At 61.1% G+C, this 23,866-nt stretch carries 25 protein-coding genes; 17 read left to right on the top strand and 8 right to left on the bottom strand.

All coding sequences use genetic code 11. The features are described from left to right. The first annotated feature begins 99 nt into the window (after window positions 1-99). Complete coding sequence (locus N434_RS10820) at window positions 100-1,518, top strand: helix-turn-helix domain-containing protein (protein ID WP_110757698.1); 1,419 nt, start codon at window positions 100-102, stop codon at window positions 1,516-1,518. Between the two features lie 14 nt (window positions 1,519-1,532). Here the strand turns inward: N434_RS10820 and N434_RS10815 are convergent, their stop codons facing one another. Next, a complete protein-coding gene (locus tag N434_RS10815; RefSeq protein ID WP_181423940.1) occupies window positions 1,533-2,189 on the bottom strand; it encodes a DNA-3-methyladenine glycosylase family protein in 657 nt (218 codons plus the stop codon). A gap of 39 nt (window positions 2,190-2,228) precedes the next feature. Between N434_RS10815 and gluQRS the strand changes: the two genes are divergently transcribed. Continuing rightward, entirely contained in the window at window positions 2,229-3,128 is a 900-nt protein-coding gene (gluQRS, locus tag N434_RS10810; protein WP_110757696.1) for a tRNA glutamyl-Q(34) synthetase GluQRS, read from the top strand. Here gluQRS and N434_RS10805 read toward each other — a convergent pair. Then, on the bottom strand, window positions 3,096-4,013 hold the full coding sequence (locus tag N434_RS10805) for a YihY/virulence factor BrkB family protein (RefSeq protein WP_065118118.1): 918 nt from the start codon (window positions 4,011-4,013) through the stop codon (window positions 3,096-3,098). The two genes, gluQRS and N434_RS10805, sit on opposite strands and share 33 nt — an antisense overlap. 179 nt (window positions 4,014-4,192) lie before the next feature. On the opposite strand from N434_RS10805, the gene N434_RS10800 reads away from it, so the two are divergent. From N434_RS10800 to N434_RS10770, 7 genes are all read left to right on the top strand, one after another. Next, window positions 4,193-5,026, top strand: coding sequence for an SDR family oxidoreductase (locus N434_RS10800; RefSeq protein WP_110757694.1), 834 nt, complete (start codon window positions 4,193-4,195; stop codon window positions 5,024-5,026). Window positions 5,027-5,043: 17 nt separating this feature from the next. Further along, complete coding sequence (locus N434_RS10795; protein ID WP_046799819.1) at window positions 5,044-5,241, top strand: twin transmembrane helix small protein; 198 nt, start codon at window positions 5,044-5,046, stop codon at window positions 5,239-5,241. 1 nt (window position 5,242) lies between these two features. Next, window positions 5,243-5,836 carry a cob(I)yrinic acid a,c-diamide adenosyltransferase gene (locus N434_RS10790; RefSeq protein ID WP_110757692.1) on the top strand — a complete coding sequence of 198 codons (594 nt, stop codon included), beginning with the start codon at window positions 5,243-5,245 and terminating at the stop codon, window positions 5,834-5,836. Between the two features lie 35 nt (window positions 5,837-5,871). Further along, on the top strand, window positions 5,872-6,645 hold the full coding sequence (locus N434_RS10785; RefSeq protein ID WP_110757690.1) for a rhomboid family intramembrane serine protease: 774 nt from the start codon (window positions 5,872-5,874) through the stop codon (window positions 6,643-6,645). A gap of 183 nt (window positions 6,646-6,828) precedes the next feature. After that, window positions 6,829-7,575 carry an electron transfer flavoprotein subunit beta/FixA family protein gene (locus N434_RS10780; RefSeq protein WP_035222604.1) on the top strand — a complete coding sequence of 249 codons (747 nt, stop codon included), beginning with the start codon at window positions 6,829-6,831 and terminating at the stop codon, window positions 7,573-7,575. Between the two features lie 25 nt (window positions 7,576-7,600). Then, window positions 7,601-8,530 (top strand): electron transfer flavoprotein subunit alpha/FixB family protein, encoded by a 930-nt coding sequence (locus N434_RS10775; protein ID WP_110757688.1) that lies wholly within the window; start codon window positions 7,601-7,603, stop codon window positions 8,528-8,530. Window positions 8,531-8,645: 115 nt separating this feature from the next. Beyond that, on the top strand, window positions 8,646-9,527 hold the full coding sequence (locus N434_RS10770; protein WP_065117991.1) for a 3-hydroxybutyryl-CoA dehydrogenase: 882 nt from the start codon (window positions 8,646-8,648) through the stop codon (window positions 9,525-9,527). Between the two features lie 37 nt (window positions 9,528-9,564). Here N434_RS10770 and N434_RS10765 read toward each other — a convergent pair whose 3' ends face one another. Further along, window positions 9,565-10,812 carry an MgtC/SapB family protein gene (locus N434_RS10765; RefSeq protein WP_110757973.1) on the bottom strand — a complete coding sequence of 416 codons (1,248 nt, stop codon included), beginning with the start codon at window positions 10,810-10,812 and terminating at the stop codon, window positions 9,565-9,567. 136 nt (window positions 10,813-10,948) lie between these two features. After that, complete coding sequence (tlpA, locus tag N434_RS10760) at window positions 10,949-11,617, bottom strand: thiol:disulfide interchange protein TlpA (protein ID WP_065117989.1); 669 nt, start codon at window positions 11,615-11,617, stop codon at window positions 10,949-10,951. Window positions 11,618-11,641: 24 nt separating this feature from the next. Here tlpA and argH point away from each other — a divergent pair, with 24 nt between their 5' ends. The 4 genes from argH (at window position 11,642) to N434_RS10740 (ending at window position 17,646) form a co-directional block, all read left to right on the top strand. Continuing rightward, on the top strand, window positions 11,642-13,042 hold the full coding sequence (gene argH / locus N434_RS10755; RefSeq protein WP_110757686.1) for an argininosuccinate lyase: 1,401 nt from the start codon (window positions 11,642-11,644) through the stop codon (window positions 13,040-13,042). Window positions 13,043-13,265: 223 nt separating this feature from the next. Continuing rightward, window positions 13,266-13,469: an LPS translocon maturation chaperone LptM gene (lptM, locus tag N434_RS10750; RefSeq protein WP_003497438.1), complete on the top strand. Its 204-nt coding sequence runs from the start codon at window positions 13,266-13,268 to the stop codon at window positions 13,467-13,469. 13 nt (window positions 13,470-13,482) lie between these two features. Continuing rightward, window positions 13,483-14,751 carry a diaminopimelate decarboxylase gene (gene lysA, locus N434_RS10745; protein WP_110757683.1) on the top strand — a complete coding sequence of 423 codons (1,269 nt, stop codon included), beginning with the start codon at window positions 13,483-13,485 and terminating at the stop codon, window positions 14,749-14,751. A gap of 177 nt (window positions 14,752-14,928) precedes the next feature. After that, window positions 14,929-17,646 (top strand): TIGR02302 family protein, encoded by a 2,718-nt coding sequence (locus tag N434_RS10740; RefSeq protein WP_110757681.1) that lies wholly within the window; start codon window positions 14,929-14,931, stop codon window positions 17,644-17,646. A 255-nt stretch (window positions 17,647-17,901) separates the two neighbouring features. Here the strand turns inward: N434_RS10740 and N434_RS10735 are convergent, their stop codons facing one another. The 3 genes from N434_RS10735 to N434_RS10725 form a co-directional block, all read right to left on the bottom strand. Then, window positions 17,902-18,261, bottom strand: a complete 360-nt coding sequence (locus N434_RS10735; protein WP_020012162.1) for a response regulator — start codon at window positions 18,259-18,261, stop codon at window positions 17,902-17,904. A gap of 142 nt (window positions 18,262-18,403) precedes the next feature. Further along, on the bottom strand, window positions 18,404-18,946 hold the full coding sequence (gene hpt / locus N434_RS10730) for a hypoxanthine phosphoribosyltransferase (protein WP_065117985.1): 543 nt from the start codon (window positions 18,944-18,946) through the stop codon (window positions 18,404-18,406). 68 nt (window positions 18,947-19,014) lie between these two features. Further along, window positions 19,015-19,686 carry a DUF3426 domain-containing protein gene (locus N434_RS10725; RefSeq protein ID WP_110757678.1) on the bottom strand — a complete coding sequence of 224 codons (672 nt, stop codon included), beginning with the start codon at window positions 19,684-19,686 and terminating at the stop codon, window positions 19,015-19,017. A gap of 201 nt (window positions 19,687-19,887) precedes the next feature. On the opposite strand from N434_RS10725, the gene ftsE reads away from it, so the two are divergent. The 4 genes from ftsE to N434_RS10705 all read left to right on the top strand — a co-directional run bounded on the left by ftsE (window position 19,888) and on the right by N434_RS10705 (window position 23,306). After that, window positions 19,888-20,547, top strand: a complete 660-nt coding sequence (ftsE, locus tag N434_RS10720; RefSeq protein ID WP_003497447.1) for a cell division ATP-binding protein FtsE — start codon at window positions 19,888-19,890, stop codon at window positions 20,545-20,547. Continuing rightward, a complete protein-coding gene (locus N434_RS10715) occupies window positions 20,540-21,547 on the top strand; it encodes a cell division protein FtsX (RefSeq protein WP_110757676.1) in 1,008 nt (335 codons plus the stop codon). Before ftsE ends, N434_RS10715 begins: the two co-directional genes overlap by 8 nt. A gap of 128 nt (window positions 21,548-21,675) precedes the next feature. Continuing rightward, on the top strand, window positions 21,676-22,392 hold the full coding sequence (locus N434_RS10710) for a YdcF family protein (protein ID WP_065117982.1): 717 nt from the start codon (window positions 21,676-21,678) through the stop codon (window positions 22,390-22,392). 116 nt (window positions 22,393-22,508) lie between these two features. Then, window positions 22,509-23,306, top strand: coding sequence for a lysophospholipid acyltransferase family protein (locus N434_RS10705; RefSeq protein ID WP_110757674.1), 798 nt, complete (start codon window positions 22,509-22,511; stop codon window positions 23,304-23,306). Here N434_RS10705 and N434_RS10700 read toward each other — a convergent pair. Beyond that, window positions 23,279-23,830 (bottom strand): gamma-glutamylcyclotransferase, encoded by a 552-nt coding sequence (locus N434_RS10700; protein ID WP_110757971.1) that lies wholly within the window; start codon window positions 23,828-23,830, stop codon window positions 23,279-23,281. The two genes, N434_RS10705 and N434_RS10700, sit on opposite strands and share 28 nt — an antisense overlap. Window positions 23,831-23,866 lie beyond the last annotated feature (36 nt).

Genomic DNA, 23,866 nt, shown 5'->3' with positions numbered 1-23,866 from the left:
CCACGATCAATAGCCCAGAAAACATTCGCCAAGAAGCCTTGATCGTGCGCGTATGCGTGCCATAAATATTTGCAATGTTTAATTTTGCAAAGTTGCAACATGGCGACGGAAAAACTCTTCATCGGCCGCAAGGTTCGCGGCCTTCGCGAAACCGCCCGCGCCACGCAGGCGCAATTTGCCGAAAGGCTCGGCATCTCCGCGAGTTACCTGAATCAGATCGAAAACAACCAGCGCCCGGTTTCGGCCAGCGTTCTGGTGACGCTGGTGGAAAAATTCCAGCTCGACATGGCGGAACTGGCGACCGGTGAAAGCGACCGGCTGGTTTCCGCCGTGCGCGAGGCGCTGAAAGACCCCCTGTTCCTGAATTACGAGCCGGGGCTTCAGGAGTTGAAGTTGATTGCCCAGAACGCGCCGGGTTTTGCCCATGCCCTGCTGCGCGCCCATCAGGCCTATCGCCAGAACAGCGAGCAGCTGGTGCAGCTGGATGACCGGCTGGGCCGCGGCACCGCGCAGGTGGAAAGAACCCCCTATGAGGAGGTGCGTGACTTCTTCCACTTCGTCGACAATTACGTCGCCGAGATCGATCTTCTGGCCGAGGAGCTGGCGGAAGAACTGGAGATAGAGGGCAGTGAGACCTACGGCATTCTGGCGGCGCATCTGCGCAACCGTTACGGCATCCACATCACAAGAACCGAAGCGGCGGGCGGTCTGATCCGGCACTACGATCCTGCCGGCAAAACCCTCGCCCTCAGCTCCTACATGGCCGCGCCGACCCGCAGCTTTCAGCTGGCGTTGCAGATCGCCCAGCTTCACGCCGGCGCTTCGGTAGACAGGCTGCTGGCCGGCGCCGGTTTCCGCAATGCCGAAGCCGCCGAAATCTGTCGTATCGGGCTGCACAATTATTTCGCCGCAGCCCTCATCCTGCCCTATGGGCGATTTCACCGGGCGGCGCAGGAGCTGCGCCATGATCTCGAGCTTCTGGCAGTGCGTTTCGGCGCGAGCCTTGAACAGGTGGCGCACAGGCTCAGCACGCTGCAACGGCCGGGCATGAAGGGCGTGCCGATCTTTTTTGCCAAGATCGACCGCGCCGGCAACATCACCAAACGCCACAGCGCCACACGGCTGCAATTTGCCCGTTTCGGCGCGGCCTGTCCGCTGTGGAACATCCATCAGGCTTTCGAAAGTTCCGACAGGATCGTGCGGCAGCTGGCGGAAACGCCCGACGGCGTGCGCTATCTTTCCATTGCCACCCAGATCGAAAAGGCCGGCGCCGGTTTCAATACCGAGAGGCCGCGTTACGCCATCGCGCTTGGCTGCGAAATTTCCCATGCGCAGAATTTCGTTTATGCCGATACGCTCGATCTCGGCAATGCGGCCTCCTTCAAACCCATCGGCATTTCCTGTCGGGTCTGCGAGAGGGTGGATTGCGTGCAGCGCGCCGTGCCGCCGCTGAAACGCAAGCTGCATTTCGACCACCTTTCGCGTGGAGCATTGCCCTACAGCATCGCAGATTTTTAGCCTTTGGAGCCCGCTTATGGCAGCGGCACCATGGCGCGACGCATGATATTGGCATAATAACCCCAGAAAAGCCGGGCGGCCACGGAGCGCCACGGCGACCAGAGTGTCGCCCGCTCCGCCAGCCATTTCGCTTCCGGCCTCACTTCCAGATCAAGCGCATGCGCCACTGCCGATCTCAGCGCCACATCGCCGACCGGAAAAATATCCGGATGCCCGCCGCAGAACATCAGATAGACCTCCGCCGTCCATGGGCCGATACCACGAAGCGCGACCAGCTCGGAAAGGGCAGTTCCCGGCTCCTTGCGCACTACGCCGTCCAGATCGACCTGCCCTTCCGTGACGGCACGCGCCAGCCCTTCCAGCGTCGTTGCCTTGGCACGGGAAAGGCCGAAAGTGGCGCGCAGCTCGTCGGGTGCGGCGAGATAATTTTCCGCCGTGACCACGCCGCCAGTGCCGGCAAGTATACGCGCCCAGATGGCATTGGCGCTGGCGCGCGACACCATCTGCGAGACGACGATATGGGCAAGGCCGGAAAAGCCGGGCTCATGAATGCGCAGTTCCAGCGGGCCGGCTTTTTCGATGACGAGGCTGAGCGCAGGATCAAGGCGGGCGAGATGCTCCAGCCCTTCGCTGATGTCAGCCATCCCGGTAATGATTTTCATGTCCATCATTCCATATGCCGCCAGCCGGCTGGTGGGGCGGTTTAAAACATGGCAGAAGAAACCATGCCTTCGCCTCTCCGTCAAAAACCGGTTTACCGTTTCGCACCAAGCCCCAATGGCCCGCTGCATCTGGGCCACGCCCTTTCCGCCTTCCTGAACCACGATATGGCGCGGGACAATGGCGGCCGCTTTCTGCTGCGTATCGAGGATATCGACCAGACACGCTGCACACCGGAATTGGAGCAGGCGATCTATGACGATCTCGGCTGGCTGGGGCTAGCCTGGGAAAATCCTGTCCGGCGTCAATCCGACCATTTCGATGCGTATCGCGTGGCGCTGGACAGGCTGATCGACGCGGGCCTTGCCTATCCTGCCTTTCTGAGCCGTGGAGAAACCAAAGCGATCGTCAAAGCCTTCGAGGCCGATGGCGGGCTCTGGCCGCGCGATCCGGATGGCGCGCCGCTCTATCCATCGATGGACCGCGAAAGGCCCGAGGCGGAACGGGCAATACTCCTCGCCGCCGGTCAGCAACATGCCTGGCGGCTTGATATGGAAAAAGCGATCCGCGCCGCCGGCAGCCCCCTGTTCTGGCAGGAGAGCGGCGATGGCGAGACGGGGAAAATCGAGGCCCTGCCCGCGCTTTGGGGCGATGTGGTGCTGTCGCGTTCCGACGCGCCTTCGAGCTATCATCTTTCCGTCGTGGTGGATGATGCGCTGCAGGGCATCACCCATGTGGTGCGCGGCATGGATCTCTACCACGCAACCGCCATTCACCGACTGCTGCAGCGCCTGCTGGACCTGCCGCAACCCGTCTATCACCATCACCGGCTGATTTTGGGCGCGGACGGGCGCAAGCTTTCGAAAAGCGAAGGCAGCACCGGGCTTTCCGCCCTTCGCGCCGAAGGCGCGACACCCTCAGATATCCGCCGGCTTGTCGGCCTCCTCTAGCGCCCGCTCCCGGCGGGCACCGTTGCCGCCTATATTGCGGCGGATGATCTGCCGCACCTTGTATTTCATCAGCGCGGCATTGACCTCGGCACCCAGCATGAAGATGACGCCGACCATATAAAGAAACACCAGAACCACCATGACAGAGGCGAGACCGGCATAGGTGGCGGCATAATTGGCGAAGGTGGAGAGATAATAGGCGAAGATCGCGGCACCGATGACCCAGAAGATCATCGTCAGCAGAATGCCCGGCCAGACATCCCAGATGCGCCTCTTGCCGGCGGGAAGCCACAGATGCGCCGCCACCAGCCCCGCCGTCAGCACAACGATGGTTCCGTAAAGACCGAGACTGGAAACGGTGTTCAGCACGTCGGTCATCCACGGAAACCGCTCCTCGGCAAAGGACGTGGCGACCGGCACCGCGACGAGCACGATGCTGATGCCGGTAAAGACCACCACCGCGATCAGCACATAAAGCAGGCTGAGCAGGCGGGTGACATACCACCAGCGTGTCTCGGTGACACGATAGGCGCGGTTCAGTGAGATTCTCAGCGCCTCGACGCCGTTGGAAGCAAAGTAGGCGGCCGCCAGCACCGAAATCGTCAGCAGGCCGCCGCGCGGAATGGTCAGCACCTGCTGCACCTGCGCCGCAAGCGGCCCGGCTATCGCCTCCGGCCAGGTATCGAAAATCAGGTGAACCGCCGTTTCGGAAAACTGGTCAGCGCCCAGAAAACCGGCGAGAGCCGTACCGAAGATCAGGAAGGGAAACAGTGCCAGCAGAATGGAAAGCGCCATATGGCTAGCCATCGCCCAGCCGTCATCCTCGGCGAAATGGGAATAGGCATCGAAGGCAACCTTGCCTGCCAGGCGCACTGCGGCAACCATGTCACCTCCATTCATCGGCATTTCATTTGTAACTTCGAGCCGAATATGGGAAATCAGCTTCGCTTTGTACAGCGCGCAAGGGCGGCTTTCGGTTCCGTGCCGAAAAGGATTTTGCGCAATGCGATTTTCACGGGCCGGTCAACCAGGCCAGAGCAACAGTCGGTTTCCCGGAGCGGCAGATGTCTGAAAAGCCCGTCATCATCATCACCGGATGTTCATCCGGCATCGGCGCTTATTGCGCCGGCGCGCTTCACCGGGACGGCTGGCGGGTCTTCGCCACCGTGCGACGCATCGCCGACATGGCGGCGCTTGAAAACCAGGGCATCGAAACCCTGATTATGGACTACACCAAGCCTGAAACCATCGCCGCCCTTGTGAACACCGTCGCGGCCCGGACCGGAGGTCGCATCGACGCGCTGTTCAACAACGGCGCCTACGGACAGCCGGGCGCGGTGGAGGATCTGCCAGTCGACGTATTGCGGGCGCAGTTCGAAACCAATGTCTTTGGCTGGCACGATCTGACGCGGCGGGTCATTCCCTTCATGCGCACCCGGCGCGCGGGCCGCATCGTGCATTGCTCCTCCATTCTCGGCCTTGTGCCCTACCGGTATCGCGGCGCCTATACCGCGTCGAAATTCGCGATCGAGGGACTGGGCGTCACACTGCGCATGGAGCTTCAGGGCAGCGGCATCCATGTCAGCCTCATCGAGCCGGGGCCGATCACCTCGAAATTCACGGCGACGGCGCTTGCGCATGTCAAGGAACACATCGATCTCGAAAATTCGGCCCATGCGGCGGAATATGAACGCCAGCTGGCGCGCATGGATGGTTCCGGCCCCGTCAACCGCCACAAGCTTGGCCCCGATGCCGTTTATGCCGTGCTGAAACATGCCCTGACGGCAGCGAAACCGAAACCGCATTATCCTGTCACCGTTCCAGCCAAACAGGGGCTGTTGCTGAAACGGCTCTTGCCTGCCGGACTGTTCTATCGTCTGCTGCGCAGATTCGATTGAGGAGGAGTAACCCCTAAATGTCCGGCTTCACCAGTGTACTGGCCCTTATTGTCATGGGCCTTGTCGTCATCGTGCTGATACGCGGCCTTTTCAACATGCTGAAGGGACAGGACGCCAACCGGTCCAACAAGCTGATGCAGCTTCGCCTTCTCCTGCAGGCCATCGCCATCGTGCTGATCATGCTCACTCTCTGGCTCACCGGCGGCGGTCGCTGAGATGGTGAAACTGAACAAGATCTACACCCGCACCGGAGACAAGGGCACGACGGCGCTGGTTTCCGGCCCGCGCCGCCTGAAGCACGATCTTCGCGTCGAGGCTTATGGCACGGTGGACGAGACCAATTCGGCAATCGGCATGGCGCGGCTTCATACGGGCGGGCGTGAAAGTGACGGCATGGAAAAGCTGGATGCCATGCTCTTCCGCATCCAGAACGATCTTTTCGACCTCGGCGCCGATCTCGCCACGCCTGACGGCGGTGAACCGCTGTCCTATGAACCGCTGCGCATCGTCGAAAGCCAGGTTACCCGGCTCGAAAACGAAATCGACGAGCTCAACGCGACGCTTGAACCGCTGACCTCTTTCGTACTGCCGGGCGGCACCGCGGCAGCGGCCGCTCTGCACATGGCCCGCACGATCTGCCGCCGCGCGGAACGATTGATGGTGGCGCTTTCGGTCACCGAAAACGAGATTGTCAGCCCGGCGGCGATCAAATATGCCAACCGCCTGTCCGACTTCCTGTTCGTGGCCGCCCGTTTTGCCAATGACACGGGCAAGGCCGATATTTTATGGGTCCCCGGCAAGAACCGCTGACAGAGCGTGATAACCGTTCAGACAAAGGGCATTCGATGTTCATACCGCTGCACGACGCGAATTCCCTCAAACATATCCGGTTGCAATATGTCACGATCGGCCTGATCGCGGTCAATGTGGTGGTCTGGCTGTTTACCGGCGTGATCGCCAGCGACACGCAGGCGAATGCGGCAGCGCTCGGCCTCGGCTTCATTCCCGCCGTCGTGTTCGATTACGCCTATCTGGAGCCCGCCCTGCAGGTGGTGCCCGATGACCTCACCGTCATTACCTATGCCTTCCTCCACCTCGATTTCTGGCATCTGGCCGGCAACATGCTGTTTCTCTGGGTCTTCGGTGACAATGTCGAGGACGCGCTCGGTCACTTCCGGTTCCTGATCTTCTATCTTGCCTGCGCCATTGCCGGGGCATTGCTGCACGGTTTCGTCGCGCCCACCTCGGAGGGACCGCTGATCGGTGCATCCGGCGCGGTTTCCGGTGTCGTGGCGGCCTATTTCCTGCTGCATCCCAAAGTGCGTGTCTGGGTGCTGGTCTTCATGCGTATTCCGCTGCCCCTTCCGGCCTTCATTCCGCTGGCGCTGTGGATCGGCCAGCAATTCCTGATGCTGGCGCTCGGGCTGGAAGAAAACGTCTCGTGGGGCGCGCATGTGGGCGGCATATTGGCAGGCGCCGTCATGGTGCTTTTCATGCGCAGGCCGGGTGTTCCGCTGTTTGACCACACCATAGTTCCGCCGAGGGCGGCGCAGTTCAAGAATCCGTCGCAAACGGCAGGGTTGTCGCAAATCGAACGGGGCTATGACGGGGGCGGATAAGCCCGTCAGGAAGAGATAAAGTATTTACGTTAACGTCAACGTAAGATATGCCTTACGTGCATGTGATAATGAACATTGCTCCGTTGTATTTGCGGGAAAAATGCTTATCCATGTCGCCAACCTGTTTTTGGAGGTCCGCGCGGTCTATTCACCAAGCGGACAGGAGTTTGAGGAAAGCCGCCGATGAAAATCCTTGTCCCCGTTAAGCGAGTCGTCGATTACAACGTGAAGATTCGCGTGAAATCGGATGGTTCGGGTGTCGAGCTTGCCAATGTGAAGATGTCGATGAACCCGTTCGACGAAATCTCGGTGGAAGAGGCGCTTCGTCTGAAAGAGGCGGGCAAGGCCGAAGAGGTTGTGGTCGTCTCCATCGGCCCGGCCAAGGCGGAAGAAACACTGCGCACGGCACTCGCCATGGGTGCGGATCGCGCCATCCTGATCGAGACCGACGAAACGGTCGAGCCGCTGGCCGTCGCCAAGCTCCTGAAGGGCGTGGCGGAAGCCGAACAGCCCGGTCTCGTCATTGTCGGCAAACAGGCGATCGATGACGATTCGAACCAGACCGGCCAGATGCTGGCAGCCCTTCTCGGCTGGGGCCAGGGCACCTTCGCCTCGAAGGTCGAGCCTTCCGATGGCAAGGTTGCAGTGACGCGTGAAGTCGATGGCGGCCTGCAGACGGTGGAGCTGAAGCTTCCTGCCGTCGTCACCACCGATCTGCGCCTGAACGAGCCGCGTTATGCTTCGCTGCCGAACATCATGAAAGCCAAGAAGAAGCCGCTCGACAAAAAGGCTCCGGCCGATTTCGGCGTCGACGTTTCGCCGCGCCTCAAGGTGCTGAAGACCGAGGAGCCGGCAGGCCGCAAGGCCGGCATCAAGGTCGGCTCGGTTGCCGAGCTGGTCGAAAAGCTCAAAGCCGACGGCGTCCTCTAAGGTTTCGGAAAAGGGAGATATTCTCATGACCATTCTTCTTCTGGCAGAACACGACAACGCAACCCTTTCCGACCTGACGGGCAAGACGCTGACAGCGGCAACCCAGATCGGCGGCGATGTCCACGTACTGGTCGCCGGCTCCGGCGCAAAGGGCGCGGCCGATGCGGCTGCGAAACTGTCGGGCGTCTCCAAGGTGCTGCTCGCCGACGACGCATCCTATGCCAATTCGCTGGCAGAACCGCTGGCGGCGCTGATCGTCTCGCTCGCCCCTTCCTATGATGTCATCATTGCGCCAGCCACCGCATCTGCCAAGAACGTGCTGCCGCGTGTGGCAGCGCTTCTCGACGTCGCGCAGGTTTCGGAAATCATCGAGGTCGTCAGCCCGGATACCTTCAAGCGTCCGATCTATGCCGGCAACGCCATCCAGACCGTGCAGGCAACCGACGCCAGGAAGGTCATCACCGTGCGCCCGACCGCTTTTGCGGCAGCAGCGGAAGGCGGTTCGGCAGCGGTTGAAACCATCGGTGCTGCCGAAAACCCCGGCCTCTCCAGCTTCGTTTCCGATGCGCTGGCGTCGTCCGACCGTCCGGAACTGACATCCGCGAAGATCATCATCTCGGGTGGCCGCGCGCTCGGTTCCTCGGAGAAGTTCAAGGAAGTCATCCTTCCCGTTGCCGACAAGCTGGGGGCAGCCGTCGGTGCAAGCCGCGCCGCAGTCGATGCCGGTTATGCGCCGAACGACTGGCAGGTGGGCCAGACCGGCAAGGTGGTGGCGCCGCAGCTTTACATCGCCGCCGGCATTTCGGGCGCCATCCAGCATCTGGCCGGCATGAAGGACTCGAAGGTCATCGTCGCGATCAACAAGGATGAAGAAGCGCCGATCTTCCAGGTTGCCGATTACGGCCTCGTCGCCGATCTGTTCGAGGCTCTGCCCGAACTGCAGAAGGCCCTGTGATTTAAGCCGATACAAGCGGCGGCGCGTTTTTTGAACGCGCCGCCTTCTCTTTTCCGGCGATATGCGTAACATCGCCGACAATGACGCAGACAAATCCCTAAGAGGAGACCAGCCTATGACCGCGCCCTTTAAAAACATCGGTGTCATCGGAGCCGGTCAGATGGGTTGCGGCATTGCGCATGTCTCGGCTGTCGCAGGCTACAAGGTCCATATCTACGATCTCTCCAAGGAAGGCATCGAGGCCGGCCTTGCGACGATCAACGGCAATCTCGCCCGTCAGGTCACCAACGGCAAGCTCTCGGACGAGGCCCGCAAGCAGGCGCTTGCGCTCATCAGCGGCTCGACCGACGTCAACGATCTGGCGCCCATGGATCTCGTCATCGAGGCCGCGACGGAAAACGAGGAAATCAAACGCAAGATCTATGCGCAGATCTGCCCGGTCCTGAAGCCCGAAGCGCTTCTGGCCACCAACACCTCTTCGCTCTCCATCACCCGGCTTGCATCCGCCACCGACCGTCCCGAGCAGTTCATGGGCATCCACTTCATGAACCCGGTTCCCGTGATGAAGCTGGTGGAACTGGTGCGCGGCATCGCCACCAACGAAAAGACCTTCGATGCGGCCAAGGACTATGTGCGCACCCTGGAAAAGGCGATCACCGTCGCCGAGGATTTCCCGGCCTTCATCGTAAACCGCATCCTGCTGCCGATGATCAACGAGGCGATCTATACGCTTTACGAAGGGGTCGGCTCGGTGGAAGCCATCGACACCGCCATGCGGCTCGGCGCCAACCACCCGATGGGACCGTTGCAGCTTGCCGACTTCATCGGTCTCGACACCTGTTTGTCGATCATGCAGGTGCTGCATGACGGTCTGGCCGACAGCAAATATCGCCCCTGCCCGCTGCTGGTGAAATATGTCGAGGCCGGCTGGCTCGGCCGCAAGTCCGGCCGTGGTTTTTACGACTATCGCGGCGAGACGCCGGTTCCGACGCGCTGACACCGAACCGATATCGTCCCTGCCTTCAGCCGAACTCTCAGGCAATCAGCAGGTAAGCAACCGCTCCGACACCGGCGGCAAGGACGGACACGGCCGTGAGCAATCCGCAATAAACGAGCGTTCCAGAAACAGCGGCGACGAATACGCGCCCTGCCGCGTTGGCGGCGAGAGCGGCGAGGATCGCGCTCGCCACGATATCGGGCGAAAGGTTCTGCGCATTGGTTCGCAGTGCGCTAAGGACGGCGACATCGGCATCGAATATGGCCGATAGAGCCGTGAGGGCAATGAAACCACCCGTGCCGATCCAGACGAGAAGAACGGCATTCAGCGTTCTCGTTACGGCAAAGAGCGTGGCGAAGATGGCAAGGGGTGCCATGTCGAACGGGTTTTTTGCGTCGATTTCCTGTCTGGACTGCGTGTTCCGCAGCCCTATCAGGCCGGCGCCGCTCAATCCGAGAACCAGCGCAGCGGCCAGCACCGCCGGTGCGATGAGGGAAAAGGTCGTCAGCGAGAGGGCGAGAACGATAACGAGAACCCGGAGCAGCGATACAGCCGCGGCCAGCGCCGCCACACCGGCCAGAGGCCACACGTTTTCACCGCTTTTCGCCTTCTGCCCGAAGCTGGCGGTTACGGCGGTCGATGAAACGAGCGCGCCCGCCAGCCCGGTCACCAGCAGGCCACGGGTTGAGCCGAGGAGGCGCACGGCAATATAACCGCAATAGGAAATCGTGGCGCTGAGTACGGTGAACAGCCATATTTCCCAGGGGTTGAAGCCGCCCCACGGATCGATCGCCCGGTTTGGAAGGATCGACAGGCCAACGGCGGTCATTACGGCCAGAACCAGTGCGGAGCGTAGCTCGATCCATGTCAGCCGTTTCAGCAGACTGTGGAGAACCTCCCTGCCCGCAAGCAGTGCGGCAAGGGCAGCACCACCAGCCGCCGCCGCCTGATATTGCGCCGTTACCGCAAGCCCGCCGAGGGCAAAGACGCAGAGCGCCGCGACCACGCCGGTGACACTGAAATCATCGTCATGGCGCGCCTCGCGCAGCTTGAACCACGAAAAGCTGAATGCGAATCCCAGAAAACCCGCCGCGAAGGCGAAGGCATTGCCCTGCTCATCGGCCAATATGCCGAAGACGCCACCCAGCAGGCCGGCAATGCCATAGGTCCTGATCCCGGCGGTGCGGCTGCCCGCCGGCGCATCACGTTCCCGCCAGCCACGCTCAAGGCCGACGAGCAGGCCGATGGCGAGGGCAAGACCAAGCCGGGGAATAAGCAACTCCATGTCGGTACCCATTCATGGCGCAAGTCAGGATCATTATACGAGGCGGGCACGGGCTTGTCTGTACCGGCGCGTCCGCTGGAAAAGCCGGCTTTGAAGGCGGTTGCGGCTCCCAACCCTCAATATCCAGCCGCCGGCATCATTTTCCAGTCGCAGCTGTCACCAGCGCCCTGGCATCCTCGCTGTCCCACGCCGCCGGGCCGTTCATGGCCGCAAGCAGGCAACCATTCTCATCCATCAGCAGGGTTGCAGGCAGGCCGAAGGCGAGGCCTTCCTTTTTCAGCACGTTGAAAACGCCCATGGAACTGTCGCGATAGGGCTTCAGCGCGTCGATCTTGTATTCATCCATGAAGGCTTTCGGTTTTTCATCCGCACCGACATCAATATTGACGGCAACGACCTCGAAGCCATCACCGCCCTTTTCCTTCTCCAGCGCGTTCAGGGCCGGCATCTCTTCCCGGCAGGGCACACACCATGTGGCCCACAGGTTGAGAAGAACCGTCTTGCCCTTGAGATCGGCAAGTGTCATGTCCTGCGCCTGCGGCCCCTTGAAGGACAGCGGGATGACACGTGGCTTGTCCGCCGCCGACATGGCCGCAACCTGCCCCTTCAGAAACGGCTTCAGCGAGGCGATGCGGTTTGCCGCCCCCTCACATAAACCGGCGTCAGCGACCGCTGCCCCTTGAACCGGGCTCTCAGACCCAATATGCCTGAACCAGACCGCGCCCGCGCCGCTTAAGACACCGGCAACGGCAGCAATTGCAACCAACTTGGCGGAAGGAAGCCTGAACGGCCTTTTTTCTGTCATCGAATACTCCAGGGCACTGCGAACATGGCTGACGGCACAGATCAGAAATCCTCCAACCAGATGTGGGGCGGGCGTTTCGCTTCCGGGCCATCTGCCATCATGGAAGAGATAAATGCCTCCATCGGCTTCGACAAGAAGCTTTATGCCCAGGACATCCGCGGCTCTATGGCGCATGCCACCATGCTGGCATCTAAAGGCATTATTTCACCTGATGATAAAGACAAGATCATCGAGGGTCTGAACACGATCCTGTCAGAGATCGAAGCCGGCAGCTTCGAATTCTCGCGCAAGCTCGAAGATATTCATATGAACATCGAAGCGCGGCTTGCGACCCTCATCGGCACCGCCGCCGGCCGCTTGCACACCGCCCGTTCGCGCAACGACCAGGTGGCGCTCGATTTCCGCCTGTGGGTGAAGGAAGAACTGCAGAAGACCGAGGGTATGCTGACCGCCCTCATCGCCGCCTTCCTCGACCGCGCTGAAGAAAATGCCGATACCGTGATGCCCGGCTTCACCCATCTGCAAACCGCCCAGCCCGTCACTTTCGGCCATCATTGCATGGCCTATGTGGAAATGTTCGGCCGTGACCGCGCCCGCGTGCGCCACGCCATCGAACATCTGGACGAAAGCCCGATCGGCGCGGCCGCACTCGCCGGCACCGGCTATCCCATCGACCGCCACATGACGGCGAAAACGCTCGGTTTCCGCGAGCCGACCCGCAACTCCATCGACACCGTCTCCGACCGCGATTTCGCGCTGGAATTCCTGTCGATCGCCTCCATCTGCGCCACGCATCTGTCGCGCCTCGCCGAAGAAATCGTCATCTGGTCGACGCCGCAATTCGGTTTCATCCGCCTGTCGGATGCCTTCTCGACTGGCTCCTCGATCATGCCGCAGAAGAAGAATCCCGACGCGGCCGAGCTGGTGCGCGCCAAGACCGGCCGTATCAACGGTTCGCTGATCGCCCTCCTGACGGTCATGAAGGGCCTGCCGCTTGCCTATTCCAAGGACATGCAGGAAGACAAGGAACAGGTTTTCGATGCCGCCGAGAGCCTGGAACTGGCGATTGCCGCCATGACCGGCATGATCCGCGACCTTGAAGTGCGCAAGGACCGCATGCGTGCGGCGGCCGGTTCGGGCTATTCCACCGCCACCGATCTGGCCGACTGGCTGGTGCGCGAGGCGGGCCTGCCCTTCCGCGATGCCCACCATGTGACCGGCAATGCCGTGGCGCTGGCGGAGAAGAAGGGCTGCGACCTCGCCGATCTTTCGCTCGAGGAATTGCAGGCCATCCACCCTGATATCACCAAGGGTGTTTTCGACGTTCTTTCGGTGGAAGCATCGGTCGCCAGCCGCACCAGCTTCGGCGGCACGGCGCCTTCCGAAGTGAAGAAGCAGATCGCCTGGTGGCGCGGACGCAACTGATAAGCCGATTTGACGTCGTCACCCCGGACTTGATCCGGGGTCCAGCGCGATCAAGTCTTTGATCGCAGAAGAGTCTTTTCACGTTGCAGACGCGCCGTGGCTGGATGCCGGATCAAGTCCGGCATGACGGAGGAGAGATTTTCGCGCTTTGCCCCAGTCTGAGGGTGCACAAGCGCCCTGTTTTTCGTTATCAGAGAGGCACATATTTCCTTTGGACAGGCTCATGCTTTCAAAAACCGCGCGTAAACTCATCGTTCCCATCGGCATGACACTCGCTGTCAGCCTTGTTCTCAGCGCCTGCGGGCGTAAGGGCGACATCGATCCGCCGAGCACGCCGGTCGAAATGCGCAACAAGCGCAATGCCGACGGAACGGAGACGAAGCCGGCGACGGCGGAGCGCCCGTTCATTCTCGACAAGCTTCTCTGACGGATAAAAGCCTGTGAACCATTTTGGCTATATCGACGGCGTGCTGCACGCCGAAAACGTGCCTGTGCCCGAGATCGCCAAGGCGGTCGGCACGCCATTCTACGTCTATTCGACCGCGACGCTGGAGCGCCATTACAAGGTGTTTTCCGGCGCCTTTGCCGATGTGGACGCCATGGTCTGTTATGCCATGAAGGCCAATTCCAACCAGGCGGTTTTGAAGACGCTGGCAAAGCTCGGCGCGGGCATCGACGTCGTCTCGGGCGGCGAATTGCGCCGCGCGCTCGCAGCCGGCGTGCCGGCAAGCCGCATCATGTTCTCCGGCGTCGGCAAGACGGTTGCGGAAATGGATTACGCGCTGGAAGCCGGCATCTACTGTTTCAACATCGAATCCGAGCCGGAACTGGAAGTCCTCAACCTGCGCGCCGTGAAAATGGGCAAGCGGGCGCATGTCTCCTTCCGCATCAACCCGGATGTGGATGCGCGCACCCACGCCAAGATTTCCACCGGCAAGAAGGAAAACAAGTTCGGCATTTCCTATGAACGCGCCCGCGCGGTCTATGCCCATGCCGCCACCCTGCCCGGCATCGAAGTGACCGGCATCGACATGCATATCGGCAGCCAGATCACCGAATTGCAGCCTTTCGAGGATGCCTTCCGGCTGCTGCGCGAACTCGTGGAAGTGCTGCGCACCGATGGCCACACGATCAGCCATGTCGATATTGGCGGCGGTCTCGGCATTCCCTATCGCGAGGACAATAATCCGCCGCCGCTGCCGGATGCCTATGCCCATATCGTCAAAAACGAGCTGAAGAGCCTCAACTGCAAGATCGTCACCGAGCCCGGCCGCCTGATCGTCGGCAATGCCGGCATTCTGGTGACCGAAGTGATCTATGTGAAGGATGGCGGCGAGAAGACCTTCGTGATCGTCGACGGCGCCATGAATGACCTCATCCGCCCGACGCTTTACGAGGCCTATCACGGCATCCGCCCGGTGGTTCAGCCCGTCGAGGACACACCGCGCATCAAGGCCGATATTGTCGGTCCCGTTTGCGAGACCGGCGATTATCTGGCGCTCGACCGCGAAATGGCGGCACCGCAGCCGGGCGATCTGATCGCCGTCAGTTCCGCCGGGGCTTATGGCGCGGTGCAGGCCGGCACCTATAATTCGCGCCTGCTGGTGCCGGAAGTGCTTGTCAAGGGTGACAAATTCCACGTCATCCGCCCGCGTGGCACCTATGAGGAGCTGATCGCCCTCGATTCGGTTCCCGCCTGGCTCGATTGATCTCACCTGCCACACAGTCGGTCGATCACAATTGAGCGAAGCTGCCTAAAAAATGGGGGTGAGGGTCTGGCTGCCCTCGTCTTCGCCACAAAGAATGTTATCCTTGCCTCCGTGATATGAACAGCGCGCCGTTCCGGGAATGGCGTTCGACGTGGCCAGAACCGGGAGAACGGATTGATGACCACTGCCGGAGAGGACAAGGCTGGCGGAGAGGACAGGACAGGCAGAAAGCGCCCGACCGGCGCATTCGCGCAACGGCCGGACCTTGCCCGCCGGGTTGCCGCCAAGCGCTTCTTCGCGAAAATCGTGCTGCTTTCGGAAAAAATAGCGCCGAAAACGCTGTGGCCTCTCTCCATCGCCGCCGTGTTTCTGGCGCTTGCATGGTTCGGTCTTTACCGGCATATGCCGGATTTCCTCCGGCTCGGCATCGTCTTCGTGCTGGTTTTCAGTTTCATCGCCACGCTTCTGCCGATCCTTCGGCTGAAATGGCCGACGGATCACGACGCGTCCCGCCTTCTTGAAGATCGCAACGGCCTGGCGCACCAGCCAGTCGGCGTGCAGGAGGACGAACCGGCCTTCGACACGCCTTTTTCCCGCACACTCTGGAAAGAACACCAGATCCGCATGGCGGAGCGCATCGCCGCGCTCAATGCCGGTCTGCCGAAACCCGACATCGCCCGTTATGACCGTCTGGCGCTGCGCGCCGTTCCGGCGCTGCTTCTGGTCACGGCCTTCGGTTTTTCCTATTCGAACGGCGCGGGCACGGTTGCCGATGCCTTCCGCAGCCGGCCAGCCGTCGGTCCGCTCAATCCCGATATCCGTCTCGATGCCTGGGTCACGCCGCCTGCCTATACCGGCCGCGCGCCGATTTTCCTGACCGGACGTGATGCCAGCGGTCGTGACGCGGTTTCCGTGCCACAATCCTCCAGGCTGACGATCCGCATGACCGGCGGCGATGGCGGTGAGGAAGTGACCTTCGAGCCGGAAATGGCCGGCGCATTGCAGAAGCTTGCGCCGGAAGCTGCACGCACCGACAGCGCAAGTGGCGATATCGCGGTTCAAACACCGACACGCTCTGCGGATCAGCCCGTTGCGCCGCGCACCTTTGCCATGGATGTGACCGAAAGCGGCATGATCACCGCCAATGGCGAACAATGGGTGTTCAACGTCATCCCCGACCAGCCGCCCAGCATCGCCTTCGACAACATGCCGCGCCGTGCCGTCAATGGTGCGCTGGAAATCGGCTTCACCGCCAAGGACGATTATGGGCTGAAGGAAGCCCATGCCATCATCGAGCCGCTCGGCGTGGCCGAAGGCGCGACCGCACTTTACCCACCGCCGGAATTCAAACTCGACCTGCCGCGGCAGAACAATCGCGAGATCAAGGGCCTGACCAGCCGCAACCTGACCGAACATCCGATGGCGGGAAAACGCGTGCGCATCACGCTGGTGGCAACCGACGGTGCGGGCCAAACGGGCCGCAGCCCTGCGCATGAAATGGTTCTGCCGGGCCGCAATTTCTCCGAACCGCTAGCAGCTTCCATTGCCGAACAGCGGCAGATTTTCTCGCTCGATACACGCCAGATGCCGAAGGCCATCGCCTATAACGAGGCCGTCGGTCTGCGTCCGGAAGAAACCATTCCCAACACCACGCATTATCTCCTGCTGCAATCGGCGCAGACCCGCATGCGGCTTGCTTATAATCAGGAGATGCTGAAGGACACGGCCGATTATCTCTGGGAGATTGCACTCGGTATCGAGGACGGCGATCTCTCGCAGGCGGAAAAACGCCTGCGCGATGCCCAGACCGCGCTTTCGGAGGCGTTGCAGCGCAACGCTTCCGACGAGGAAATCGCCAAGCTGATGCAGGAACTGCGGGAAGCCATGCAGCAGTTCATGAGCGAGCTTGCGCAACGCATGCAGAATGCGCCGCAGGCCAACATGAACCAGCAGGCGCAGAACGTATTGCGCCAGCGCGATCTGGAAAACATGATGAACCAGATCGAGAACCTTGCCCGCTCCGGCAACCGCGACGCGGCGCAGGAAATGCTCTCGCAGTTGCAGCGCATGATGAACAATCTGCAGGCGGGCCGCCCGCAGCGCCAGGGCCAGCAGGGGCAGCAGCAGAGCAGCAAGATGCGCCAGCAGATCGACAAGCTGGGTGAAATCCTGCAGCAGCAGCAGAAGCTGATGGACGAAACCTTCAAGCTCGATCAGGCGCTGCGCGACCGCATGCAGCGCGGCGACCCGCAGCAGGGCGGCGAAGGCGACGACCAGCAGATGGGTGAAAACGGCGGGCAGCAGCAACCGCAGGGCCAGCAAGGTCAACAGGGCCAGAACGGTCAGCAGGGCGGACAGCAGCAGACCGACCAGATGACCGCTGAACAGCTACGCGAAGCGCTGAAAAACCTGCGGGCGCAGCAGGATGCGCTCGGCAAGCAGCTTGGCGAATTGCAGCAGGGCCTTCGTGATCTCGGCATGGAACCGGGCGAAAACTTCGGCAAGGCGCAGCAGGAAATGCAAGGCGCCGGCGAGGCGCTGGGCAAGGGCCAGGGCGAACAGGCCGTCGAAGGTCAGGGCAATGCGCTGAACGCCCTGCGGCAGGGCGCACAGGACATGATGGGCCAGATCATGCAGGCCATGCGCCAGCAGGGCCAGCAGCCCGGACAGGGTCAGGAAGGCATGGCGGGACAGGGCGGGCAGAACGGCCGCGACCCGCTCGGCCGCCCGCGCAGCACCACCGGCCCGGATTTCGGCGATCAGGTGAAGGTGCCTGACGAGATCGACGTGCAGCGCGCCCGCGAAATTCTCGAAGCGATCCGTGAAAAGCTCGGCAACAATCCTCCGGGTGAAGTGGAACGGCGTTATCTCGAGCGGTTGCTGGATATTCGGTGAGGGTTCGCACAGTCGTACTGCGCTTCGATACAGCCTCAAAGCTAAAATTTTCCGTCATGCCGGACTTGATCCGGCATCCAGCCGCAGCGCGTCTGCGCGGCGAGGAAGAGTTCTTTCAGCCCAAGGACTTGGGCTGGCTGGATTCCGGCTCAGGGCCGGAATGACGGAGGTGGGGAATTGCGCAGAGCAGAGAATGGGGCAGACCAACAAAAAGGCGGCTCGAAGGCCGCCCTTTAATCTCTGCAATCCCGTCGCTCAGGCGGCAAGCGCGCGCGCCACGGCCTTGCGGATATCCGGAAGCGCGAAGGGCTTCGAGACGACATCAACGATCTTCTCCGCCAGATCGTCGGCGCGTTCACGCTGCTCGGCATAACCCGTCATCAGCAGGATACGCATGGCCGGGAAGCTCTCGGCGGCGCGATGCGCCAGCTCGATGCCATCCATGACCGGCATGCGGATATCCGAAAGGAGAAGATCGAAACTGGTTTCCTGGAGCTTCTCCAGCCCCTGCTCGCCATCCGCCGCCTCATAGGTCTCGTGACCGTCGAGACGGAGCGCCCGCGCCACGAAAGAACGCAGCGCATCCTCGTCTTCGGTAATCAGAATCTTCGCCATTACTCATTGCTCCTGGGCATCATTTCCAGCCGTGAGCAACATCGCAGGCTCCTCTTTTCAAGAGGTAAACACCCAGGCTTTGGCTGGGTGAATGGTTAATGAGGCGTCTCCGCCCTGTGCCGTTCCGATACGGTAAATAGGCTCAGGCGTCGCCGGTCACGACGCCGACAAAGGGCAGTTCGCGGAAGGCATAAGCGACATCCATGCCGTAGCCCACGACGAAATAGTCAGGACATTCGAAACCGACATAATCGGCCTCCAGATCTTCCTTGCGCTTCACCTTCTTGTCGAGCAGCACGGCGATGGTGACGTTGCGGGCGCCGCGCTCGTAGAGCAGTTCCTTGGCGAAACGCAGCGTGCGGCCGGATTCGAGAATATCGTCGATCAACAGGACATCGCGGTCTTTCACGTCGCTGTCGATATCCTTGACGATCCTGACCCCTTGCGAAACCGTGCCGCTGCCATAGCTCGACAGCGTGATGAACTCGACCTCGGGAGCAAGGCCGCTGTCATGCAGCGCGCGGATAAGATCGGCCGCGAAAATGAACGATCCCTTGAGCACGGCAATGACCAGCAAATCCTTGGTCGGGCCACCGGCAATGTGCTTGGCCATATCGCGATTGCGCTCGGCGATCTGCTCGGCGGTATAAAGCGGCTCGATATTTTTTCCACGGACGACGGGCATTCTTACTCCTGTGCTGCGCCTTGCCGATTTTACCTTTCAGTAAAAATAGAAGACACGCGTTAGCACAGTCAGCGTTCGGACGCACCCGCCTCGACGAAGGAAAGCTTGATCTCAGGCGTTTTTCCACCGGGATGGCGCAGTTTTGCCGAGAAACCGTGGCTGAAACCGGGCTGCATCTCTTTCACCGGCGGCTCGATAACCATGCTCGCCACTAGTTGTCCCTTGGCGGCGAAGAGATCGGCGCGAAGGGCCGGCACCTCTTCCAGATTGCCGCCATTGTTTTCCACGATGCCGTTGATGAGCAGGATATCCATGCCGTCCGCTTCCTGCGGGGTTACGGTGACATGGGAAATGGCGAGAGGATTGACCGAGGCCGCGACAGCCGTCTTTTCCGGCACCACGACCGAGAGGCCGCCCGAACATACGAAGACAAAAATGGCGAGGCCGGCCACCAGCGCCGAATAGGCATCCGCCGACAGGCGAGACAATCTGCGATCCACCCAGCCGATGAAAGCGAGGCAAAGAATGGCGAGGGTGACGGGCGGTTTTTTCACCTGCCGGCGCGCTGCGCCGCGATTGTCGTTTCCGGGCTGACGCGCACGGTTTTCCTTGATGGTGACAAATTCCGCGTCTACCACGTCGCGGTCGGGATTTGCCGCCTGCGACGTGCGGCGCACCGGCGTTTCCGGCATCAGGAGGTCGAAATCGAATGCCGCTTGCCGGCGAGATGAACGGAACATAGCCATAGAATTCCTTGGGTGAGGTTTTCCGGCCCGCAAAACTGGGCATTGCAACGAATCCTGCCAAGTTTTAAATTTAATTGGTTAATGCTTCGCAAAAACGGCTCGCGCAGGCTGCCGGATCCGGGTTAAACCCCGACATCCGAACCCCACGCGCCAGCGGCTTGCGAACCACCACGAAACGAAGAGACTGGAAGTCCGTTGATCCATTTCGAAAATGTCGGGTTGCGTTACGGCATGGGACCCGAGATCCTGAGGGACATGACCTTCGACATTCCCAAGGGTTCGTTCCAGTTTCTGACCGGCCCTTCGGGTGCGGGCAAGACCACGCTGCTCCGCCTGCTTTTGATGTCGCTGCAGCCGACCCGTGGCAATATCCGCATGTTCAACCGGGATGTGTCGCGTATTCCGCGCAGCGAGTTGCCGATGCTGCGCCGCCGCGTCGGCATCGTGTTTCAGGATTTCCGGCTGCTCGATCATCTGACGACCTATGAGAATGTCGCCCTGCCGCTGCGCGTGCGCGGCAAGGAAGAAAGCGCCTATCGCAACGACGTGATCGAGCTTCTGAAATGGGTCGGGCTCGGCGAGCGTATCAACGTGCTGCCGGCCATTCTTTCCGGCGGGGAAAAGCAGCGCGCCGCCATCGCCCGCGCGCTGATGGACCAGCCGGAAATATTGCTGGCCGACGAGCCGACCGGCAACGTCGATCCGCCGATGGCCAAGCGCCTTCTCAACCTTTTCCTGGAACTCAACCGGCTGGGCACGGCCGTCGTCATCGCCACCCATGATTTTGGCCTGATGGACCAGATCGATGCGCGCCGGATGATCCTGACCGAAGGGCGGCTCGACATCTATGAATGAGATCAACCGCAAACCATTGAAACCGGAAGCGGCGCAGCCGAAGCGCCCGCCCATGCGCATCCGCCCGATGGCGCCCATCCTGCCGCCCTCCAATATTCAGGGTAACGCGCTGATGGTGGTGATCGCCATCATGGCCTTTCTCGCCTGCCTCACCCTTGGCGCCGTCTCCATGGTGCGCGCCACCGCCGCCACCTGGCAGAGCCAGATTTCCCGCGAGATCACCATCCAGATCAAGCCCGAGGACGGGCTGGACATGGATGCGGCGCTCTCCAAGGCGCGCAATCTGGCGCTCACCTTCGTCGGCACGCGCGACGGTACGATCCTTGACGATGCGGCAACCTCCCGTTTGCTGGAGCCATGGCTCGGCAGCGGTCTCGATCTTTCCGAACTCCCTGTGCCGCGCCTCGTCGTCATCACCATCGACGAAAACAATCCGCCCGATTTCCAGGCGATGCGGGATATGCTGAAAGCCGAGATTCCGCAGGCATTTCTGGACGACCACCGCACCTGGGTCGACAGGCTGGTCTCCATGGCCAGAACCACGGTTATGATCGGTGTCGGCGTTCTTATCCTCGTCTTCACCGCCATGGTGCTGACGGTGGTGTTCGCCACGCGCGGCGCTCTTTCCGGCAATCGGCATATCGTCGAGGTTCTGCATTTCGTCGGCGCCGAAAGCAGTTTTGTGGCGCGCGAATTCCAGAAGCATTTCCTGAAGATCAGCCTCAAGGGGGCAGCGGCGGGCAGCGCGCTTGCGGCCGCCGTGTTCCTCGTCGCCGGTTTCTGGCAGTCGAGCACGGTCGCGACACCCCAGAGCGACCAGGCAAGCGCGCTTTTTGGCTCGTTTTCGGTCGGTCTCGGCGGCTATTTCGGTATCGCCATGACGATGATCATCATCGCGCTTCTCACCACCATCACGGCGCGCATGACGGTCATCCGCACCATTGACGATATTGACCGCGTCCGGTCCGATCCGTCAAAAAGCGACGGCCTTGCATCGTGAGATCATCCCCGAAATTCCGCGGGAAAACTGAAACCGTCACAAGTCGGATGTAACCTGCGGACGGTGGACAAAAATGCCTGTTCCTTGCCTTAATCGGCGAGTATTCAGGAGGAATGTTTGTGAGTCGGATGGACCAGGATCAGACGACGACGCGGCCGGCCAGAAAGGGCCTGTTGTCGCGGCGTGGTCCTCTGCGCCGTTTTATTCGCGGCCTCATCCTGCTTTGTGTCATCGCACTCGGCGCTTTTTCCGGCGGTTTCCTGTGGTTTGCCGATTCGGTCGCCTCCATGCGCCCGCCGGAGGGGGCAAGAGGCGATGCCATCATCGTTCTCACCGGCGGTTATCAGCGCATCGAACAGGCGGTGGGCCTGCTCCGGGATGGTGTGGGCAAGCGGCTGTTGATATCGGGCGTCAACCCCGCCACCACCCGCTCGCAGATCCGCAAGATGACGCAAGGGTCATCCGACATGTTCACCTGCTGCGTGGATATGGGCTACAAGGCGATCGATACGATCGGCAACGCCAATGAGGCGGCCAGCTGGATACGCGACCACAATTATTCCTCCATTGTCGTCGTCACCAACAATTATCACATGCATCGCAGCCTGCATGAGTTGCGCAGCGCCAGCCCACAGACGGAATTCATCGCCTATCCCGTCATCAGCGCGGATCTCGCCCGCACGAACTGGTTCGTGGAGCCGGATGTGGTCCGAACCATGCTCTACGAATATCTGAAGTTCGTGGCGGCGGCGGGACGCGACCTCACCGGCTTCGGCAAGGGCGACGGTCTGCGCAAGGCGGCCGCCGATCATTCCGCACCCAAGGTGGCGACCGCTTCTCCATGACCGGCGAGAAACGCGCTTGATGCGAGGCCTTGTTTTCGTGTAGGCGTCTGGCATCGGCATCCGGCATCGAGGCCTGTCCAAGGCTTCGGAACGGCTGCGCTCCGGGAAGGCTGTTGATGCTCAAGCTGCGCTCTTTTCTTTTCAATACGCTGTTTTATCTCAACCTGATTGTCCGCATGATCGTGCTGACGCCGATCTATTTCATCCTGCCCCGCAAGATCGCCTATGAAATCCCCAAGAACTGGGCGCGGTCCAACCATTGGCTGATGAAGACCATCGTCGGCACCACCTTCGAGATCGAAGGGCTGGAAAACATTCCCGAAACCGGCTGCATCTTTGCGCCCAAGCACCAGTCCTTCTGGGACACCTATGCGCTGCTGCCCAATCTTCCCGATCCGGTCTATATTCTGAAACGCGAGCTTTTGTGGATTCCGCTATTCGGCTGGTACGCCATGAAACAGCGCATGATCCCGGTCAACCGCGCCGCGCGCGGCAAGGTGATGCTGAAGGTGATGGAGCGGGCGCGCGAGGAAATGGCCGCCGGCCGCGAACTCATCATCTATCCCGAAGGCACGCGCCGCCCACCCGGCGCCGAACCCGAATATCGTTATGGCATTGCCCGGCTTTACCGCGATCTGCAGGTTCCGGTCATTCCCGTCGCCATGCATCCCGGCCTTTTCTGGCCGCGCCGTTCCACCATGCGTTATCCCGGCCATTTCAAGGTGCGCATCCTGCCGGCCATCGAGCCGGGGCTGGACCCCGACGTATTCTTCAAGCGCCTGATCGAGGTGACGGAAAAGGCGAGCGATGAATTGCTGCTGGAAACCGTGCGCAACAACCCGCATTTGCCGTTGCCGCCGACCGCCGTGAAGCGGATCGCCGAACTTCAGGGCAAGGAAACCGCCGCCGGCTGAGCGGCGAGCGTACCGACATTTTTCGCGATGCTCTCCAGCAGGGAGTCGCGAATGCCCATTTCCTGCAGATGCTGCACGGTGTTGAAGACATAATCCGTATTCGGCCCGGAGCGACCCGATGCGGCAGCGATGATGGTCGCCGATTCGGCAACGCCGAGGCCACCGATATATTGCTCATGCGCGGGATCGGCCACATAGGTCACGGCGCTGCTGCGCCGGCCATTGGCGAGCGCGATGGAAACCACACGCTCCTTGTAGACATTCGTCACCAGCTCGCGCTCCCGCAGATAGGCCATGACGGGATCGTGGTCCTGCGCCCGCACGCGGAAGGCAACGCCAAGGCAGGAGCCGCCGCGCTCCAGACCAAGGACGAGACCGGGCTTTTCTTCGGTGCCTCTATAAAAGTTGGAACTGATGCAGAGCGAGCGCCGATAGCCGTGCAGCCGCGCCTGCTGCCTCTCCTCGAAGGCGAAGCCGGGGTTCCACATCAACGAACCGTAGCCAAAGACCCAAAAATCGTCCATATCCCAAGCCAAATCGAAATTATCTGAAGTCTGTTC

Origin of the sequence: Rhizobium sp. UGM030330-04 (assembly GCF_003208455.1) — a bacterium.
Lineage (GTDB): Bacteria > Pseudomonadota > Alphaproteobacteria > Rhizobiales > Rhizobiaceae > Agrobacterium > Agrobacterium rhizogenes_A.
This window is presented reverse-complemented; position numbering and strand designations above follow the sequence as displayed.

Excerpts from the sequence above, each read along its gene's own strand:
- N434_RS10795 (WP_046799819.1), top strand. The coding sequence starts at position 5,044 with ATGTCCGGCTTCACCAGTGTACTGGCCCTTATTGTCATGGGCCTTGTC.
- lptM (WP_003497438.1), top strand. The coding sequence starts at position 13,266 with ATGCTTTCAAAAACCGCGCGTAAACTCATCGTTCCCATCGGCATGACA.
- N434_RS10740 (WP_110757681.1), top strand. The coding sequence starts at position 14,929 with ATGACCACTGCCGGAGAGGACAAGGCTGGCGGAGAGGACAGGACAGGC.
- N434_RS10725 (WP_110757678.1), bottom strand. The coding sequence starts at position 19,686 with ATGTTCCGTTCATCTCGCCGGCAAGCGGCATTCGATTTCGACCTCCTG.
- argH (WP_110757686.1), top strand. The coding sequence starts at position 11,642 with ATGGCTGACGGCACAGATCAGAAATCCTCCAACCAGATGTGGGGCGGG.
- N434_RS10700 (WP_110757971.1), bottom strand. The coding sequence starts at position 23,830 with ATGGACGATTTTTGGGTCTTTGGCTACGGTTCGTTGATGTGGAACCCC.
- N434_RS10735 (WP_020012162.1), bottom strand. The coding sequence starts at position 18,261 with ATGGCGAAGATTCTGATTACCGAAGACGAGGATGCGCTGCGTTCTTTC.
- N434_RS10710 (WP_065117982.1), top strand. The coding sequence starts at position 21,676 with ATGGACCAGGATCAGACGACGACGCGGCCGGCCAGAAAGGGCCTGTTG.
- N434_RS10815 (WP_181423940.1), bottom strand. The coding sequence starts at position 2,189 with ATGATGGACATGAAAATCATTACCGGGATGGCTGACATCAGCGAAGGG.
- gluQRS (WP_110757696.1), top strand. The coding sequence starts at position 2,229 with ATGGCAGAAGAAACCATGCCTTCGCCTCTCCGTCAAAAACCGGTTTAC.
- N434_RS10800 (WP_110757694.1), top strand. The coding sequence starts at position 4,193 with ATGTCTGAAAAGCCCGTCATCATCATCACCGGATGTTCATCCGGCATC.
- tlpA (WP_065117989.1), bottom strand. The coding sequence starts at position 11,617 with ATGACAGAAAAAAGGCCGTTCAGGCTTCCTTCCGCCAAGTTGGTTGCA.
- N434_RS10790 (WP_110757692.1), top strand. The coding sequence starts at position 5,243 with ATGGTGAAACTGAACAAGATCTACACCCGCACCGGAGACAAGGGCACG.
- N434_RS10785 (WP_110757690.1), top strand. The coding sequence starts at position 5,872 with ATGTTCATACCGCTGCACGACGCGAATTCCCTCAAACATATCCGGTTG.
- N434_RS10705 (WP_110757674.1), top strand. The coding sequence starts at position 22,509 with ATGCTCAAGCTGCGCTCTTTTCTTTTCAATACGCTGTTTTATCTCAAC.
- N434_RS10765 (WP_110757973.1), bottom strand. The coding sequence starts at position 10,812 with ATGGAGTTGCTTATTCCCCGGCTTGGTCTTGCCCTCGCCATCGGCCTG.
- N434_RS10820 (WP_110757698.1), top strand. The coding sequence starts at position 100 with ATGGCGACGGAAAAACTCTTCATCGGCCGCAAGGTTCGCGGCCTTCGC.
- N434_RS10780 (WP_035222604.1), top strand. The coding sequence starts at position 6,829 with ATGAAAATCCTTGTCCCCGTTAAGCGAGTCGTCGATTACAACGTGAAG.
- N434_RS10805 (WP_065118118.1), bottom strand. The coding sequence starts at position 4,013 with ATGGTTGCCGCAGTGCGCCTGGCAGGCAAGGTTGCCTTCGATGCCTAT.
- hpt (WP_065117985.1), bottom strand. The coding sequence starts at position 18,946 with ATGCCCGTCGTCCGTGGAAAAAATATCGAGCCGCTTTATACCGCCGAG.
- N434_RS10715 (WP_110757676.1), top strand. The coding sequence starts at position 20,540 with ATGAATGAGATCAACCGCAAACCATTGAAACCGGAAGCGGCGCAGCCG.
- N434_RS10775 (WP_110757688.1), top strand. The coding sequence starts at position 7,601 with ATGACCATTCTTCTTCTGGCAGAACACGACAACGCAACCCTTTCCGAC.
- N434_RS10770 (WP_065117991.1), top strand. The coding sequence starts at position 8,646 with ATGACCGCGCCCTTTAAAAACATCGGTGTCATCGGAGCCGGTCAGATG.